Raw genomic sequence first — 15197 nt, 5'->3', positions numbered from 1 at the left:
CTATCCGCCCGTGGTGCCGGTAAAGGGGTTCGCAAACAGCAGTATCAAAGCGATGACCAGGCAGAAAATCGCCGTGGACTCGACCATTGCCAGACTGACGAACAGCGTCCGCGTGATTGACGAAGCTTCGTCCGGCTGGCGAGCCAGAGCGTCCATGGCCGCCGCTCCGATGCGGCTTTCACCGATCGCCGCGCCGATGGCGCCCAGAGCCATCGTCAGCGCCGCTCCCGCCATCGCCACAATGGCGATGATTGTTTCGTCTTTCATCAGTGACTATTCCTCCCCGGCGCTGATTGCCGCGCCGATATAGACCGTCGCCAGAACTGCGAAAATGTAGGCCTGCAGCAATCCGATCAGCAGATCGAGCGCCATGATCGGAGTCGGCACCAGAAAGCCGGCCAGAGCCACCAGCAATCCGACCACAAGATGACCGGACATGATGTTTCCAAATAAGCGAACGGCAAGTGCCAGCGTCCGCGACAACTCGGAGATCACGTGCAGCGGCATCAGCAGCGGGTTCGGGCGAAAATAACGCCTGATGTAGCCCCACACGCCGTGAACTCGAATGCCGGCGATCGGCACGCTGAAGAAAACGACCGCCGCCAGGGCCGATGTTGTGGCCAGGCTGCCGGTTGCCGGATGCACTCCCGGCAGTTGTCCGGCGATGTTGCACGCCGCAATGAAGGTGAACAGGCTGCCCGTCAGCGTCGCCACCAGCACGTGACGCCTGCCGACGATGTCCGCGACCAGACGATCGCAGCTCTCCACGGCCGCAAACGCCGCTACCGACATCGCGTGTTGCGGATGACACCGGACGAAGTGTCGGAGAACCAATGCGGCTGAGATCAGCACGACCGTCACGACCGACGACGTCACCATCGTCTCCGTCACCGGAACGGGGCCGAGTCGAAACAGAACCGGGTCACCAAAGATTCTCAGATGCATCAGTTGAGCTGTCCCCTCGACGAAGATTGCGTTTGGTTCCCGGTCGGAGCAACCGCCCTGCGGAACGCCAGCAAGGTGGCAGGGATCGCAAAACCGATCGTCCAGCCGATGGCCGCCGCAGCGACGTGTCCCGCCAGGGCAGCGGCCGTCAGGATCGTGCCCACAACGACAAAGCGTGCCATCGCGAAAACGGGCGCCCAACTGGTCAGCCGATGAGCGGCCCGCCACAGCATCGTCACATGCGCCAGCCCGGCCAACAGCCCCGCGCACAGCCAGATGCCCGTCTGTGGATCGAATGCGTTAATCATGCCTGCCCGTCACCGATTTCCATGCCGCGTAACAGCCGATGAAAACGCCGGCCGTCATGAACATCAGCGTGTAGCGAACTCCGGTTCCCCATTGTACGTCCAGATATCGGCCCAGCAGACTTCCGCCGACGGAGCCCATTGCGATCGGCCAGCCGACCATTCCCAGCACACTCAGTGACTGCCAGAAACTGCGATGTCCCTTCTCACGCCGCGCCAGGCGCGCACCGTCGCGATGCACGGCCGCCCGTGGATCCGTTCGAGTTGTCCGGTTCGTGGGATGCATCACGTGGCTGCCGCTTTCATTACGTGCAACGCGGAATTCAATGTCCTTCGCTGCGATGGTCGAATCCGGTCGAGCCCGTCTTGAACGAAGGCATCGGGACGGCCGTCATTGGTTGCCACCTGTTTCCTCACCTCGATGCAGTTCCTGCAGAATGCGGGTCTCCAGCCGACCCAGCGTCCGGCGGATTTCCATTTCTTCGCTCGGCGCCGACAACAGTGAATCCAGTTGCCGGGAAACCGAATCGATATCGTCGCCCGCCACGGCGAGTGGAGTCAGCAGGCTGGCCGTTTCGCCGTCCGTGTGCAGCAGCCCGCCCGCTGTACCTGCATATTGCGTACCGCCGCCGTGTAGCCCACTGTTGCCCTGTGGCCCACTGTTGCCCTGTGGCCCACTGTCGCCCTGCGGCCCACTGTTGCCCTGCCGAACACCGTCGCCGCGCAGCACAATCAAGCCGGCTTCCACCGCCAGCACAGACGGCTCGCTTTGCGGCCGCAAACCGACCTGCCCGGTGTGCGTCGGCACACGCAGTGCTGAGACGTCTCGGTCGACGATCGTCTCGCTCGGTGTGCGGATGGTGACGTGCAGGGTCCTTCGAGTCATGACGCCTTCAGTTCCGACGATTCGTGCGGCCCGATTTCCTCCAGGGCACCGATCATGAACAATCGGTCTTCGGGAATCGTGTCGCATCGGCCATTCAGGATCGCTTCCACTCCGGCGACCGTCGCGGACGCGGGCACGTTGCGGCCCGGCATGCCGGTGAACGTTTCGGCAACAAAAAACGGCTGAGTCAGAAAATTGCGCACCCGCCTCGCTCGCCCGACAAGCCTGCGGTCTTCACCGGAAAGCTCGTCGATTCCCAGCATGGAAATCAGATCCTTCAATTCTTCATAACGTCCAAGGACGCGGCGGGCCTCCTGAGCGACATCGTAGTGCCGCTGTCCGACGATGGACGGGTCAAGCGCCTTCGACGACGAAGCCAGCGGGTCAACCGCCGGGTACAAGCCTTCGGCAGCCACGTCTCGCGACAGCACCAGCGAACTGTCCATGTGCCAGAAGGCGTGAGTGATCGCCGGATCGGAATAGTCGTCGGCGGGCACGTAAATCGCCTGAACCGAAACCATGTCGCCGTGCCGCGTGGCCGTGATGCGTTCCTCCAGAGCCGCGATGTCAGCGGCCAGAGTCGGCTGGTATCCGACGCGGGACGGCAGGCGCCCCAGCAGTCCGGATACCTCCATTCCCGCCTGCACGTGCCGGTACACGTTGTCGACCAGGAAGAGCACATCCTTCTTTCCGACATCTCGAAAGTGCTCTGCCACAGACAGCGCCGCCAGGCCGACCAGAAACCTCGCGCCGGGAGGTTCCTTCATCTGACCAAAGACCATCGCCGTGCGGTCCATGAAACCGTGATCACGCAGCTCCTGCCACAGTTCCAGTCCCTCGCGCGACCGTTCTCCGATGCCGGCAAAGACAGCGATGCCTTCCAGTTCGGCCACGGCGTTGTGGATGAACTCTGTCAACACGACCGTCTTGCCGACGCCCGCGCCGCCGAACACCGCCACACGTCCACCGTGAGTGAACGGGCAGAACAGATCGATCACCTTGATTCCGGTCGGATACATCTCTCCCAGGCCACGGCACTCGGAAGGCGGCGGAGGTGAACGGTACAACGGCAGAGTTTCGTCCCACGACAACTCGGGCCCGCCGTCCAGCGGTCGTCCACCCAGATCAATCACGCGGCCGATCAGCTGTTCCCCGACCGGAATTCGCAGTGGCAGTCCGCGACACGTCACCGCAGCCCCGCGTTTCATGCCGCGAGTACTGCCCGTGGCAATCGCGCGCACGGAGGAACGGCCCAGGTGAGAATGCACGACAGCCGTCACCGAAGCGAGCTGATCGACCTGGCATTCCAGCGCCGCATCGATCGGCGGCAAACCGCCTTCAAACCAGGCATCCACCACAGTTCCCCGAACCGCCGTGACTTTTCCGCCGATCACACCATCCATCGAATTTCCTTCGCATCTCCCTGACGCCGGACGCTGCCAGCTCATTGTGGCACGAAATCACACGCTGCGTCGCCGCACACCGCACCGGATTCCGGTTACCAGCGCCGCAACCAATTCGGCCGCCAGACTTCCATCGTACGCGCCTGCAACATCGGTTCCATGAACTCAAACTCCGCAAACCGAAAGATTCGATTCTCAACAGTCGTTCCGGAAAGCGACCAGGCCACAAGACATCCGGCTGATATCGGCACGCGCCCTGGGCTGGCACATCGGTGTGGTTTCCAGCCGACGATTCAATCGCTTCGCGTCCGGGAGAATGGAGACGATTGGTTTCGAAGGACGGGCGTGCAAATCCGCGAGGCTCGCTGTGAAGAAGTGTCGTTCAGCGGGGTTGCGGTGGAAGCCTGGTAGACCCAGGATGCAATATTCCCACGGAACAAACCCGCGACCAGAGACGACACATTCATGTCCGCGAAGAAAAACGTGATCACTTCATTCGCCGCTCTGCTGCTCACGCCGCTGGTTGCGCTGCACGCTCAGGACGAGTCTTCACAGCAGATCGCAGACGACGCGATCATGCTCGCCGACGACTGGGTGCCCGAAGACCCGCACCAGATTGACTTCGACAAACTACCGCGGGTCCAGGCCGACCACGCTGTCATCAGCGACGTTCGCGATGCCGCAGGGACTCGCGTTCATCAACACGCCTATCTGGCTCATCATGATGGCCGGTACTGGGCCATGTGGAGCGATGGGCCGGGGCTGCCCAGGGCCGGCGTGACTCCCCGGCAACATCGCAACATCGTGCCCGGTCACGATCAGCCTGGTACCAGAGTTTCCTTTGCGACAAGCGTCGATGGACTGCACTGGACGACGCCTGCCGACCTGTCCGGCCCACCGCGCATCGAAGGCTTTGGCTGGATCGCTCGCGGTTTTTGGCAACGTGACAGCGAACTTATCGCTCTCGCCAGCCACTTCAACGCGCCGGGGTATGAGGGTCCCGGACTTAGCCTGGAGGCCTTTCGCCGGAATGGCACGAAGTGGGTGGCTTACGGCACGGTGCAGGACGATTCGATGAACAACTTTCCGCCGAAGCGCCTTCCGTCGGGAGAATGGATGATGACCCGCCGCGATCACCAGCGCCAGGTCTCCGTCATGATCGGCGGCACGAAGGCCTTCAACGACTGGCGCATCAGTCCGCTCGCCGCGTATGACGACGACGGCCGCCCGGAGGAACCGTACTGGTACATTTTGCCCGACGGCAAAACGATCGTCGGCCTGATACGCGACAACGGCGGTTCAAAGTTCCTGCATCGCACGTTCTCACGAGACAACGGCCGGACGTGGAGCCAGATTCGCCGCACGAACTTCCCGGACGCCACCAGCAAATTCTTCGTGCATCGCACCAGCCGCGGCTACTACGTGATGGTGTCCAACTCGAACCCTCGCAAACGAGATCCGCTCACGCTTGCCATCAGCCAGGACGGACTCGTCTTCGACAAGCTCTTCTGGCTGATCGGCGGACGTCACGTCGACTATCCCCACATTATCGAGTACGACTCACATCTGCTGATCGCGTTCTCCGGTGCGAAACAAACGATGGAAGTCATGAAGGTATCGCTGGACGAACTGGAACGTCCGGGGATCCTGGAGTCGGCGGAGGCAGGAGTCCATCGGGAAGATTGAAGACTGCAGAGTGAAAACCAGGGGTGTTTTCCTGTGTCCTCAAACTTCCGGCCCGGACAGTCGCCGCAGGTCATCCGGCGTCCCGGGATGACGCAATGGAGGCGGCAGAAATCGTACCCGAATGCGGTCATCCGGAACGCGAGTCTGATCAACGGTTTAAGGATTTGCCGCCAGAACTCGCTGCAAATGCGCTGCAGGTTGGTGTCTCGCAGTGGCCCGACGTGACGCAGCTTGACGCAGACTTGAACGCGATCGTTTCGGCCTGGACATCGCGAGAACCCTCCTCAATGGCAGAGTTTGTCATCTGCACGGCCGCAGCGATTCCCCGTTGACCAGACGAAAAGACCCGGCTGGCTCATGCCCACCGGGTCCCCATGCGTTACTGAACAGAAGAATACCGATGCGATTGGGTCATCACCAGCGAAATCGACTGCGCAGGGAACCACGGCTGATGCGGCAGCATACGAGTTGTCGCGACGGTCGCCGGCTGATTCTGCCGGTGTCGGCTGGCTGCGGGAGAATTCGTGTCCCCGCGTTGTCCACTCGCCGATAGTAGACAAACGTCCTTTCGTCATTTCAGGGCGATCGGTGAGTGCGGGTGGTGGCTGCCACGGACACCGCGGCCACCACCCTGCCTCTCGCCACTGGATAGCGACGAACGAAGCAACCACTCGGACGGGGTGAAGGCGATTGTCACGGGCTTGACGGTCGCCGTTCACTCATTCGATGCTCCAGTCCCGCCAGACCAGGTAGTGCCATGCGACGTGGAGCACCGAGCCGCCGCAGATGATTATTCAGGCAAACTGCGCCGGAGTGATGGCCCGCCGCGGCTTCCCTGCGGGCGTTTCCTGCGTTCGCGGAGCTTTGTAAGGGTTCATGCGATCGTGCCTGGGCCGTCAGTCGATCCCGCGGACGATTCTGACGCCCAGCCTTCCGAGAATCCACCGAAGCCCGAAGAACGTCAGAATGGCCGCCACGAGCCCGCTCAGGCCGATCAGCAGCGCCGGCCCATTATCCATCGCATTTCGTCCCCGGACGTTCGCGAACGCCAGCCAGCCGGCCAAGACACCGTTTCCGACTGTGGCCAGCACCACCAACCAGCCGGCCACCGTGAAGCGGCTGAAATCGATATCGAGTTCGTTGACTTTCCGACCGATCCGCCCTGCCAAGCCATCATCATCGTTCTGCATTTCCGCGCCATTCTGTCGGGGACTATCCGCTTTCGCTCAATCCGCCGTTGTGACTGGCACCCGCCCGCGACAAAGCAAAACCGATAAAGAACGCCATTGCAACATATCCCAGCATGGCTTCGATGGCTGCTGCCATCCGGACGGCTTCTGTTGGCTGGAAGTCGCCGTAGCCCAGCGTGGTCCACGTGACGAGGCTGAAATAGAACGCAGACTTCAGTGAGTGATCAATCCCAACGGCTGGGTCGGGATGCTGAAGCCCAAACGTTCGGAAGATTCCTGCAAACGACCCGATTGTCAGCATCAAAGAGACTATCGCGAGGAAGGCGAATTCACGCAGCGTCCAGTGAGCGCTTTTCGAGACGATTCTGACCATGGACATCAGCGACACGTCGATAACCATTCCGGCTCGTGTCGGATCAGGGTCATGCACGGCACCGATATCGACAAGGACAACTTGAACTAGGCTGCAGGTCGTCAACACAAGTTGCCGTGTGCGATGAGACCACTTGCTACCGAGGCGACCGTCACTGATTCGCCAGATGGGAATGGCAATGACGCCAAAACAAACGTAGTACGGATTCCTCATGGTGATCGCCCACACGCACAGGATAACCGCCAGCACCCACCGAACGACATCGCTGGTTTTGGTCGCTTTTCTTTCCACCATAGCACGTGATCCCGCGCAGGACTGGCCGAACTTTGCTACTCCTGCGATTCGTCCGCACGCCTGAGTTCGAACATTTTCACACTCCTCTGGATCATATTGCTAAAGCCTTGCAATACCATCAGGGTCAGCTGTTGGATGGCAGATTTGCAAATGGGATTCCGTCAGCCACACCAAAGTTGCCTCCATCAACATCGTCATCGTCGATGGGGGCATCATAGTCGACGAGATCGGTTTTGTTCTCAACGAGTTTTTGGAAGAGCCTCCGTGATCTCTAGCTGCGATTTCTTTGGCTTGCTGGGGGCTTTTCAGACCCGAAATGCATTGATGGAAAAAGGTTGCATACTGCTGTATGCAAAATACCACCGTCTACAGGGCCTTCTGTCAGGCAGCATACAAATGAATCACTAAGATTCGCAACTGGGTTGTCGAAGAACAAGCGAAGTATTCGACCACCAGCCCATGCTGTCCCATGGGCAGACGATTCAAACGGAATCTTCCAGACTCGGAGGATCCAGACGCTCGCATAACCAAACTCCGATTTCATTGATCCCAACAGCTTGCCCCTTCCCAGAGGTGGTATTCGGCATCTGCTGCCTGAATCAGGAACTCACCGCATTCGACAACGGACCAAGTGTTTGCTTTACAGTCGTTTCGATGGCAATCTTCAAAAGTCGAACATAGACACCTAATCGTTTGTGACGGGATTTCAGCTAGAAGTCTTCGCGGCGACGGCGGCATTTCTGCATGTTTTCCTCAAGCAGGATTGGCAACTGTCGAAGACGAGAAGCTGGCGACGAATGCCTTAGCGGGGTCTTTTGAAGTAAGTCCGCCGATGTTCTTCCACTTAACTCGGGGAATCGCTTGTTATAGGACAACAATCGAAGGCTTTGGGAAGTTCAGGTTGGTTTCGAACGCACCTGCTTCCAAGCCCAGGTACTTCGTCGTTCGCACCTTTATTCTGGTGAGACTGAATCTTTTCCTAGCGGCATCGACCGACTTGGCAAAGTCGGCAGGCAACTTTTTAAGCATCGTTTTGATCGATTTCACGCGATCAGAAACCTTGCTAATCGGTCCAGCGGCAACTTGCCAGATCTTGAGAAAGAAGTGCTATTGCTGGCGAAACCACTGCGGAAATGTCTTATCGCGGTTCCAGTGACTGGCAACTTGAGAAGCGAACTTCTTTGCCAGCTTGTACTCCGATGAGTTCCTCTCCGGCCGGGTACAGCCGCCAGACGCGAGGAGTTCGTTGCTCCGCACTCAGCCAGAAACTCCATACGCCCAATTCGATTCAGTGATCATCTCTTCAGCGATTTTGGGAATGACAGGTCGACGGTGGCAACTCACACGTTTTGGACACCCCCGTTCAACCAGTAACCACACTCACCGAACTTTCGCAGGTCGCTGTCAACTGGGATCGCCACAGCCCAGTGCTCGACTTTCGTCGTCACGGAGGTGCTTGTAGGAGACGATGGCCTGCGTGTCGCCGATATAATTCAAACTCACTTCTTCGAGAACAAGACGCCCCTCGTCCAAAGAAGATGGTTTTGAGCGATTCCGGGGCCGCGAAAACGTTCCACTGAAGTTCCAGTTCCAGTTCGAATCGAGCCACAACCAGGCCTCGAAGCGTCTGTGTTCCGTCGCTTCATTTTCAGCCCACGGAAGTGACTCCTTCCCCACGAACGGTCACCGACTCGCCATTCGGGAGTTCAACAGAACTTCCTGCCGCTGCTGATACCGTTCGCACCATTCTGATCTGCCGGCAACGAGGTCATGGGCCACGACATTAACGATCTGATTGCCTAATCGACTCCTATGGAACCCCTGACTCACCGATCGCAGAGGATTATATTTCGACATGCGTTCCCGTTCAATGCAATCGACAGATCAATTGGTTTCAGAATGTGGTGGTGGGAGCTGTTGAGTATCCGGGTCTGGTGAACTTGAGATTTTCCCAAATTCCGTGGCGTGTTTCCCCGCTGGATTAGTCAGATAGGGGACGAGGTGGTGCAGGCTTCATCGGGAACACGCCTGTTCTCTTTTTCGGGTGGTTGGTGAGTGATTCGTACTGAGCCGGGTGCCGGCATTTGAGGCTGTGAGTGTCCGCGACAAGATGCGCCAGCCAGCAGACCGCAAGCGCCCGATCGGCGTCCGGCCGCGTTTCATCAGCCAGAATGGTGCGGCACAGCGTCACCGCCTGAGCGATGTGTAGTTCCTGGGTCGCCAGCGTCGCTCCGGCGGGCAGCGGTCCGGGGATCGCGGGGACCTCCACGTGGTGCCCGCGTCAGACGCTTTCCGCCGGATGCAGGATGTTCGAGGAAAACGTTGTGGCGGGCTGTTGGCTTCGATGAGGGTTTGGGGATTGTTGGGAGTCAACTGCGCTGGCTCATCACGCGGAGCCTGATGGCTACTTTGGCTCCGGATGGGCGGCCTTCAGGGTTGAGGGTTTTCATTGTTGATTGGGTCAGTCGGTGAAGCGTCCTGGGCTCCGATGGAATCCCGGGACCCGTGTCAGTGCGCACTCAAAACCGGCCAGGCAGTTGCAGCGTAAAATCGACCATCGAGGGCCGCCATGTGTTCTCTTGCACGAGATGTGATGAGGACTCAGGGTGGCGGATCAGCTTTCAATGGCTCAGCTTCATTCCATCGGAACGCGGCATTGTTCGGGCATTCGAATCGGGAAACTGCTCGGATTTTGAAGGTCGACTGCGGCACGGTGAACAGAGGTGAATAGATATTTGGGGCGTCAGCGGGCTCTGGATGCTCAAAACCGGCCAAACGCGCCCGCCGGGGCGAAGGTCGGTGATTCGATGCAAATTTCCCCGCTGGACTTGACGAAAAAACGGCCCGGAGAATTCGTCGAAACGACTCTCCGGGCCGCTGAGTTTCGCAATCAGATCCGGTGATCCGATCCGCGACGGTGGCTGTCGTTCGAGACAGTCCGCCGACTGTTACGTGGCGACACCACCCTGACCTGGACTACAGCATTCATTCACCGGACCACCTCCTTTCTAGAATAAAGTTCCCCTTGGCGACAACCTGCAGAATTGTTGCCGCCGCGGGCTACCGAAATCAGGCTGCGTGTGCCTGAACCAGAGGTGCCAAAATTCTTGGCGACAAGGCGGGCCGGAGCAACCCCAAATCACTGCCGTTTTTCGTCTGCGCGAGGATTTGCGGGAAGGCGCCGACTGTGATACATCGGTCAGCATCCGAAAATTCGTGCAGTTCCGCCGAAGGCCACCCGGTTCGCTGTTTGTCGCCGTGACCCGGTCGCATGCCCGCGCTGATGTGCGGCGAGTCACCCGTTGAACTGCCGCTGAAGGTGCCGTGTGCATCCTAAAACAGGAATCCCCGGAGAATGATCAATCGGTCGACACAGAAGTTTGGCACCCTGCAGTGCCGGGTTGTGGATTCGCTTCCGTCAGGAACTCCGCCGAGCCATCTGGTGGTCCTTTGCCACGGCTTCGGCGCGCCGGGTCATGACCTGGTGGACCTGGGTCCGTTCCTGCTGGAATCAGATCCGGAATTGGCCGGGGCGTGTCGCTTCGTGTTTCCTGAGGCACCGGTTGATCTCGCGCCGCTGGGGATGCCTGGTGGACGCGCGTGGTGGCCGATCAACATGGCTCGCCTTGCCGAAATCAACCAGACCAGCGACTACGAAAAACTGACGAACGTTCGCCCGGATGGACTGCTGGAAGCTTCCGAGTCGCTTGCCGACGCGGTGAAGGCCATGCAGCAGGCGTTCGCGCTGAACGATGCTTCAACAGTTATTGGCGGATTCTCTCAGGGAGCGATGGTTGCCACGGACGTCGCTCTGCGGCACGGAATTCGACCGGCACTGTTGACGCTGTTTTCCGGAACGCTGCTGTGTCGTGACGAATGGACCCGGATGGCCGCCGAGCATCCCGGCTGTCCCGTCTTTCAGTCGCACGGCACTCTGGACCCCCTGCTGCCGTTTGCACCGGCCGAATGGCTGCGCGACATGCTGCAGGCGGCTGGTTTCGAAGTGGAATTTCAATCGTTCCGTGGTCCGCACACCATTCCCATCGAAGCCCTGAAGCGCGTTGCAGGCCGGCTGACGGAAGCCGTCGCCCGGAAGTGACGAGGAATTCCGGTAGCCGCAATTTGAGTGCTTTGGCACAATACGGCTTCGCCTGAATCATGGATCGGAACCAGGGGATCACGGACGATGGAACCCTTTGCCTATCAACAGCCGAAACGACCCATCCGCGTATGGCTGGCGGTTGCGGTCGCTGCCGGAATCGCTGCCTGGCATTTTGACGTATTTCCGCAGTTTCTGCCGGTTGAAACAGGCCGCGTCGAAACCGACACCGACCTTTCCGTGGACGAGCCGCTCGTCCCGCAACAATGGGACGCCATCATTGACCATCGTTCCGACGGCAACCCGTTTCGGGAGGAACCTGACGACGACGATCCGCTGTTGAGTGCCATTGCGGCGCAGCAGGAACCCATCGAATTCACGTTTCCGGAATTTGACAGCGACCTGCGCAACGACCGCTCGGGGACTTCGGCGACCGGGCGACCGGCCGCCCGGGATCTGACTCCGCCGGATTTCGCCGACATGACTTCGGGCGAGGTCATTTCCGACGCAAACTTCCGCCCTGCAGCACTGGAACTGCAGGACGATTCATCCGCGTCTGACGTTGAATTTCCGGTGTTCGAAGAGGTTGCCAAATCACCGGAACCTCAGGTGCTGCCGCCTGAGGTTGCGGCGGCATTGAAGCAGGTCGACCTGCTGATTCAGGCCAACAGCAATTCCGACATCCTGAAGGCTCACCACCAGCTTTCGCAGCTTTATCTAAAACATCCGGAGCTTCGCCCATTGCTGGCGGAGCGGATTGAATTCACCGCGGCGGAGATCTATGCCAACCCCAAACGGCACTTCGCGGAACCGTATTTTGTGGAAGCCGGCGAAACACTTGATTCCATCGCCAGAGCACACAATCTTCCCTGGCAATATCTGGCCAGGCTGAACCGGACATCGCCGAAAAATCTCCAGGCCGGCCAGCAGCTCAAGGTACTGAAGGGACCATTTGGAGCCATTGTGGAACTCAGCCGTTTTGAGCTGACCATTCACTCTCACGGCTGGTACGTCCACCGCTATCGCATTGGAACGGGACTCGACGGCCGAACTCCCAAGGGTGAATTCGTCGTCGAAAGCCGGCTGGAGAACCCCACATGGTACGATCCGGACGGCGGCACGATCGATGCCGATGATCCGTCAAACCCACTGGGCGAATACTGGCTGGGGCTCGGGAATCACATCGGCATTCACGGCACAATTGATCCGGATTCCATCGGCCGCGCTGTTTCACGAGGGTGCATTCACCTTGCGGACGGCGACATTGCCGAAGTCTTCGATCTGCTGGGAGTCGGGTCGAAGGTGCTGATCCGCGAGTGATCCATGAGTGTGCTCGGCGGCCGTATGTGGTGACGCTGCTGTGACACCGTGCGGCGAATCTCCGTGCTGTCGCGGTATTCGGCGGAAGCGCGTCAGCCAGCAAAGAAAGCCGGCGGCGCTGACAAGCGGTATCGCCGGCAAATCGGGAAAGGCGACCATCGCGAACAGCACACGCTGCCATAGGAACGATCGGCCGAACTCACTCGCCGACGACCACCACATCGCCGTGTGGATGCCGATTGCGGCCACAACACTCGCAGCGATAATCCATGCCACGGCCGCCGACCAGCGTCGTGTGGTCGCCGGCCGTCGGGCCTGAGCCAGCCAGACGATCGTGAACAGCGACATCGCGACGAACGTGTTCCAGACGATTAGCGACGACGTCGGAGGTCCGCAGCCCCAGCTGCCACAAATGGCGTGATTTGAACCGACGACCGCTGCCACAAGCGGCTCCGACTTCAGAATTCCCCAGGCGGCGGCGATCCACAACACGGCACAGCCAGCCGACGACAAGACGCTTGAACGTGGCACGTGCCGGTACTCCGAAGCGGGAAAAATGATTGATCGCAACCGCGATCGCACGTCGCGTCACACGATTCGCAGTCAAGATGCCGTTGAATCATATCTGCCGCGCGGCAAAACTTCCGTGACTTGTCACAAGCGGGCCGGACGCCGCGGGAACAAGTTGCCGGCCGCGATTGCGGTCTGACGCCTGCCGCCCCGGCAGATCTCACCGCGTCAGAAGCGTCGCAGCTTCGTGCGAGACGCCAAGTTTTGCTGATCGGAGATCTGCATGCCGGTGATTTTCCATTCTCCGTTTCGCGGCTCGATGCGGAATACGGCTTCGAACCGATTTTCGCGTTCGTGAATATGGCCCCAGTGTTCGACCGTTCCCGACAGAGTCCACGTGCTGCGATACCGGAACGCCGGCCAGTCAGCGGCAGCATTGTTGTCCGCGACAATACCTCCGTCCAGGTAGTTGACGTCGCGCACGCGAGCCACGGCGCCGCCCTGTTCGCGCATCTGCATGGCATTGCGAAGCTGCAGGTAGATGTCTTCCAGCAAAGTTCCGTCCACGGTCTGTCGCAGTACGTCGTAGATGCGGTCTTCGGTTCCGAAATCCATCGCCCGCATCGTCCCGCGGTGCAGTTGCCGAAAGACGTCATCGGCTTCACCCGCCGCGATCGGCGGAGGCTGCCGAAACGGGTCGGCGATCTGACGCTGCCCCAGCGGCCAGCACAGTGCCGCGGTGACCAGCACAACCACAGACAATCGTCGGCACCAGCCGGCCCGAATTGCCAGCAACAGCGCTAACGGAAGCAACGCCACGCTCACCACGGGTACAGTCAGCGTCGGCGGTGGCGGAATACTCGCCGGAACGGCGCCCGCCGGCTGCGGCAGATCGTCAGCTTTCGCAGACCAGTGAAACACATTTTCGTCCGCGGCGTTGAACCGCGAGAACTCAAACTTCTGCAATCCGTCCGGATACGTGAAGACAACGGACTGCACTTTTCGAATCGAGGAGTGGAACTTGTCCCACGTCAGCGCCACTTCGCGAACGACATCGTCCGGGACGGGATACGTCAGGATGATTCCCACGCGGCCGCTGGCCAGACTGACGCGGCGCGCCTGCGCCTGCCGCGCGAAATCCTTCAGGTCCAGGCCGAAGAAGTCGATGCGCGAAAAGTCCGGTGCCACCGCCTTTCCGTTGATCGTCACGGGGTTCACGTCGGTCAGCCACTGGCGAATCAGTTCGCGAACGGCATCCTGTTCCGCGATCTCGATGAATGCCGGATCGGAATGCTGCATCGGCAATACCGTCTTCAGATTTGCCAGCGGGATCAGGATCTCATGCCGCACTTCCGCCGGTTCCACGTAGATGAAGGAGTACACACTGCTGTAACTGGTGATGCCCAGTGTTTCCTCCCGCTGCTGCTCAAACCATTTCTTCCAGTCTTCGTCAGTGGCATCTTCGGGCAGCGATTCCTGATCCCAGTCGAACCGAAGCGTCACGGGTGCCCCTGGTTTCAGCGTGTCGGTGTATGTCATGTCGGTGCCGGACTGGTGCAGCGCCAGCTTCATTTCGGACGGATAGATGAAGTTGGCATCACTGATATCCTGCTGCAGCGTCAGGAATTCCGGAGGCTCGTCGAACGGAAACTCCAGTTCATATGTCGCCGTATGAAGCATCAGATCGTCGACGGATATCCCGTCCGCCGGGATTTCAAACGGGCGCACGTCGGTGACCTGGCCGCGGATGAGTTCTCCTTTCGCGTCTCGCAGGGTCACCTTCTCCAGAAGAAACTGCCTGTGCTGTTCCAGCCCGAGACGAAGCTGGTCGGGCGACAGGACGTCGGATTCGTCGGCCTCCAGGTTGTCGAACAGGTACAGATCTTCCGCAAACAACTGAATTCGAATCCGGGCGGCTGTCTGCGTCACAAAGACCTGCGCCTCCGTGACGGAAATCGGGTGTTCCGCCAGCGACGCCGGATTGGTCAGCAGCATGGTGAACGCGGCGCAAATCGGCCAGGCCGGGAAACGAATCACGATGTTGGAAGGTGCGATCACGCTGGTCAGGTTCCCTGGCGCCGGAAAGGAAGTGGCACTGTCGAATCTGCGGGAGTCGCCATATCGGCGGCTTCCGTCGACGCGGCGTTCACCAATTATTGCTGCAATGCCCGTATCGTCACTTGTTT

13 protein-coding genes are annotated in these 15197 nt (G+C 59.6%); 3 read left to right on the top strand and 10 right to left on the bottom strand.

Annotated features, from left to right (window positions below; translation table 11 throughout):
* The 6 genes from R3C19_18605 to atpD form a co-directional block, all read right to left on the bottom strand.
* On the bottom strand, positions 1-267 hold the full coding sequence (locus R3C19_18605) for a F0F1 ATP synthase subunit C (protein ID MEZ6062358.1): 267 nt from the start codon (positions 265-267) through the stop codon (positions 1-3).
* Between the two features lie 6 nt (positions 268-273).
* Positions 274-945, bottom strand: a complete 672-nt coding sequence (gene atpB / locus R3C19_18600) for a F0F1 ATP synthase subunit A (protein ID MEZ6062357.1) — start codon at positions 943-945, stop codon at positions 274-276.
* Positions 945-1253 carry a hypothetical protein gene (locus R3C19_18595; protein MEZ6062356.1) on the bottom strand — a complete coding sequence of 103 codons (309 nt, stop codon included), beginning with the start codon at positions 1251-1253 and terminating at the stop codon, positions 945-947. Before R3C19_18595 ends, atpB begins: the two co-directional genes overlap by 1 nt.
* The gene (locus R3C19_18590; protein ID MEZ6062355.1) at positions 1246-1491 is read right to left on the bottom strand and encodes an AtpZ/AtpI family protein; all 246 of its coding nucleotides are present in this window, start codon (positions 1489-1491) and stop codon (positions 1246-1248) included. Before R3C19_18590 ends, R3C19_18595 begins: the two co-directional genes overlap by 8 nt.
* Positions 1492-1641: 150 nt before the next feature.
* Positions 1642-2136, bottom strand: coding sequence for a hypothetical protein (locus R3C19_18585; GenBank protein MEZ6062354.1), 495 nt, complete (start codon positions 2134-2136; stop codon positions 1642-1644).
* Positions 2133-3539 (bottom strand): F0F1 ATP synthase subunit beta, encoded by a 1407-nt coding sequence (gene atpD / locus R3C19_18580; protein ID MEZ6062353.1) that lies wholly within the window; start codon positions 3537-3539, stop codon positions 2133-2135. Before atpD ends, R3C19_18585 begins: the two co-directional genes overlap by 4 nt.
* Positions 3540-4004: 465 nt before the next feature.
* On the opposite strand from atpD, the gene R3C19_18575 reads away from it, so the two are divergent.
* A complete protein-coding gene (locus R3C19_18575; GenBank protein MEZ6062352.1) occupies positions 4005-5225 on the top strand; it encodes an exo-alpha-sialidase in 1221 nt (406 codons plus the stop codon).
* Between the two features lie 896 nt (positions 5226-6121).
* On the opposite strand, the gene R3C19_18570 is transcribed toward R3C19_18575, so the two are convergent.
* Together R3C19_18570 and R3C19_18565 are read right to left on the bottom strand one after the other, a co-directional pair.
* The gene (locus R3C19_18570; GenBank protein ID MEZ6062351.1) at positions 6122-6415 is read right to left on the bottom strand and encodes a hypothetical protein; all 294 of its coding nucleotides are present in this window, start codon (positions 6413-6415) and stop codon (positions 6122-6124) included.
* A gap of 22 nt (positions 6416-6437) precedes the next feature.
* Positions 6438-7082, bottom strand: coding sequence for an ion channel (locus R3C19_18565; GenBank protein ID MEZ6062350.1), 645 nt, complete (start codon positions 7080-7082; stop codon positions 6438-6440).
* 3355 nt (positions 7083-10437) lie between these two features.
* Between R3C19_18565 and R3C19_18560 the strand changes: the two genes are divergently transcribed.
* Complete coding sequence (locus tag R3C19_18560) at positions 10438-11181, top strand: hypothetical protein (protein ID MEZ6062349.1); 744 nt, start codon at positions 10438-10440, stop codon at positions 11179-11181.
* Positions 11182-11268: 87 nt separating this feature from the next.
* On the top strand, positions 11269-12501 hold the full coding sequence (locus tag R3C19_18555) for a L,D-transpeptidase family protein (GenBank protein ID MEZ6062348.1): 1233 nt from the start codon (positions 11269-11271) through the stop codon (positions 12499-12501).
* Here the strand turns inward: R3C19_18555 and R3C19_18550 are convergent.
* Together R3C19_18550 and R3C19_18545 are read right to left on the bottom strand one after the other, a co-directional pair.
* The gene (locus tag R3C19_18550) at positions 12412-13032 is read right to left on the bottom strand and encodes a hypothetical protein (protein ID MEZ6062347.1); all 621 of its coding nucleotides are present in this window, start codon (positions 13030-13032) and stop codon (positions 12412-12414) included. The two genes, R3C19_18555 and R3C19_18550, sit on opposite strands and share 90 nt — an antisense overlap.
* 207 nt (positions 13033-13239) lie before the next feature.
* Complete coding sequence (locus tag R3C19_18545) at positions 13240-15069, bottom strand: hypothetical protein (GenBank protein ID MEZ6062346.1); 1830 nt, start codon at positions 15067-15069, stop codon at positions 13240-13242.
* Between the last annotated feature and the right edge of the window lie 128 nt (positions 15070-15197).

The organism is Planctomycetaceae bacterium, assembly GCA_041398785.1.
In the GTDB taxonomy this organism is placed as follows: domain Bacteria; phylum Planctomycetota; class Planctomycetia; order Planctomycetales; family Planctomycetaceae; genus JAWKUA01.
This window is presented reverse-complemented; position numbering and strand designations above follow the sequence as displayed.

Excerpts from the sequence above, each read along its gene's own strand:
- R3C19_18605 (MEZ6062358.1), bottom strand. The coding sequence starts at position 267 with ATGAAAGACGAAACAATCATCGCCATTGTGGCGATGGCGGGAGCGGCG.
- atpB (MEZ6062357.1), bottom strand. The coding sequence starts at position 945 with ATGCATCTGAGAATCTTTGGTGACCCGGTTCTGTTTCGACTCGGCCCC.
- R3C19_18595 (MEZ6062356.1), bottom strand. The coding sequence starts at position 1,253 with ATGATTAACGCATTCGATCCACAGACGGGCATCTGGCTGTGCGCGGGG.
- R3C19_18585 (MEZ6062354.1), bottom strand. The coding sequence starts at position 2,136 with ATGACTCGAAGGACCCTGCACGTCACCATCCGCACACCGAGCGAGACG.
- atpD (MEZ6062353.1), bottom strand. The coding sequence starts at position 3,539 with ATGGATGGTGTGATCGGCGGAAAAGTCACGGCGGTTCGGGGAACTGTG.
- R3C19_18575 (MEZ6062352.1), top strand. The coding sequence starts at position 4,005 with ATGTCCGCGAAGAAAAACGTGATCACTTCATTCGCCGCTCTGCTGCTC.
- R3C19_18570 (MEZ6062351.1), bottom strand. The coding sequence starts at position 6,415 with ATGCAGAACGATGATGATGGCTTGGCAGGGCGGATCGGTCGGAAAGTC.
- R3C19_18565 (MEZ6062350.1), bottom strand. The coding sequence starts at position 7,082 with ATGGTGGAAAGAAAAGCGACCAAAACCAGCGATGTCGTTCGGTGGGTG.
- R3C19_18560 (MEZ6062349.1), top strand. The coding sequence starts at position 10,438 with ATGATCAATCGGTCGACACAGAAGTTTGGCACCCTGCAGTGCCGGGTT.
- R3C19_18555 (MEZ6062348.1), top strand. The coding sequence starts at position 11,269 with ATGGAACCCTTTGCCTATCAACAGCCGAAACGACCCATCCGCGTATGG.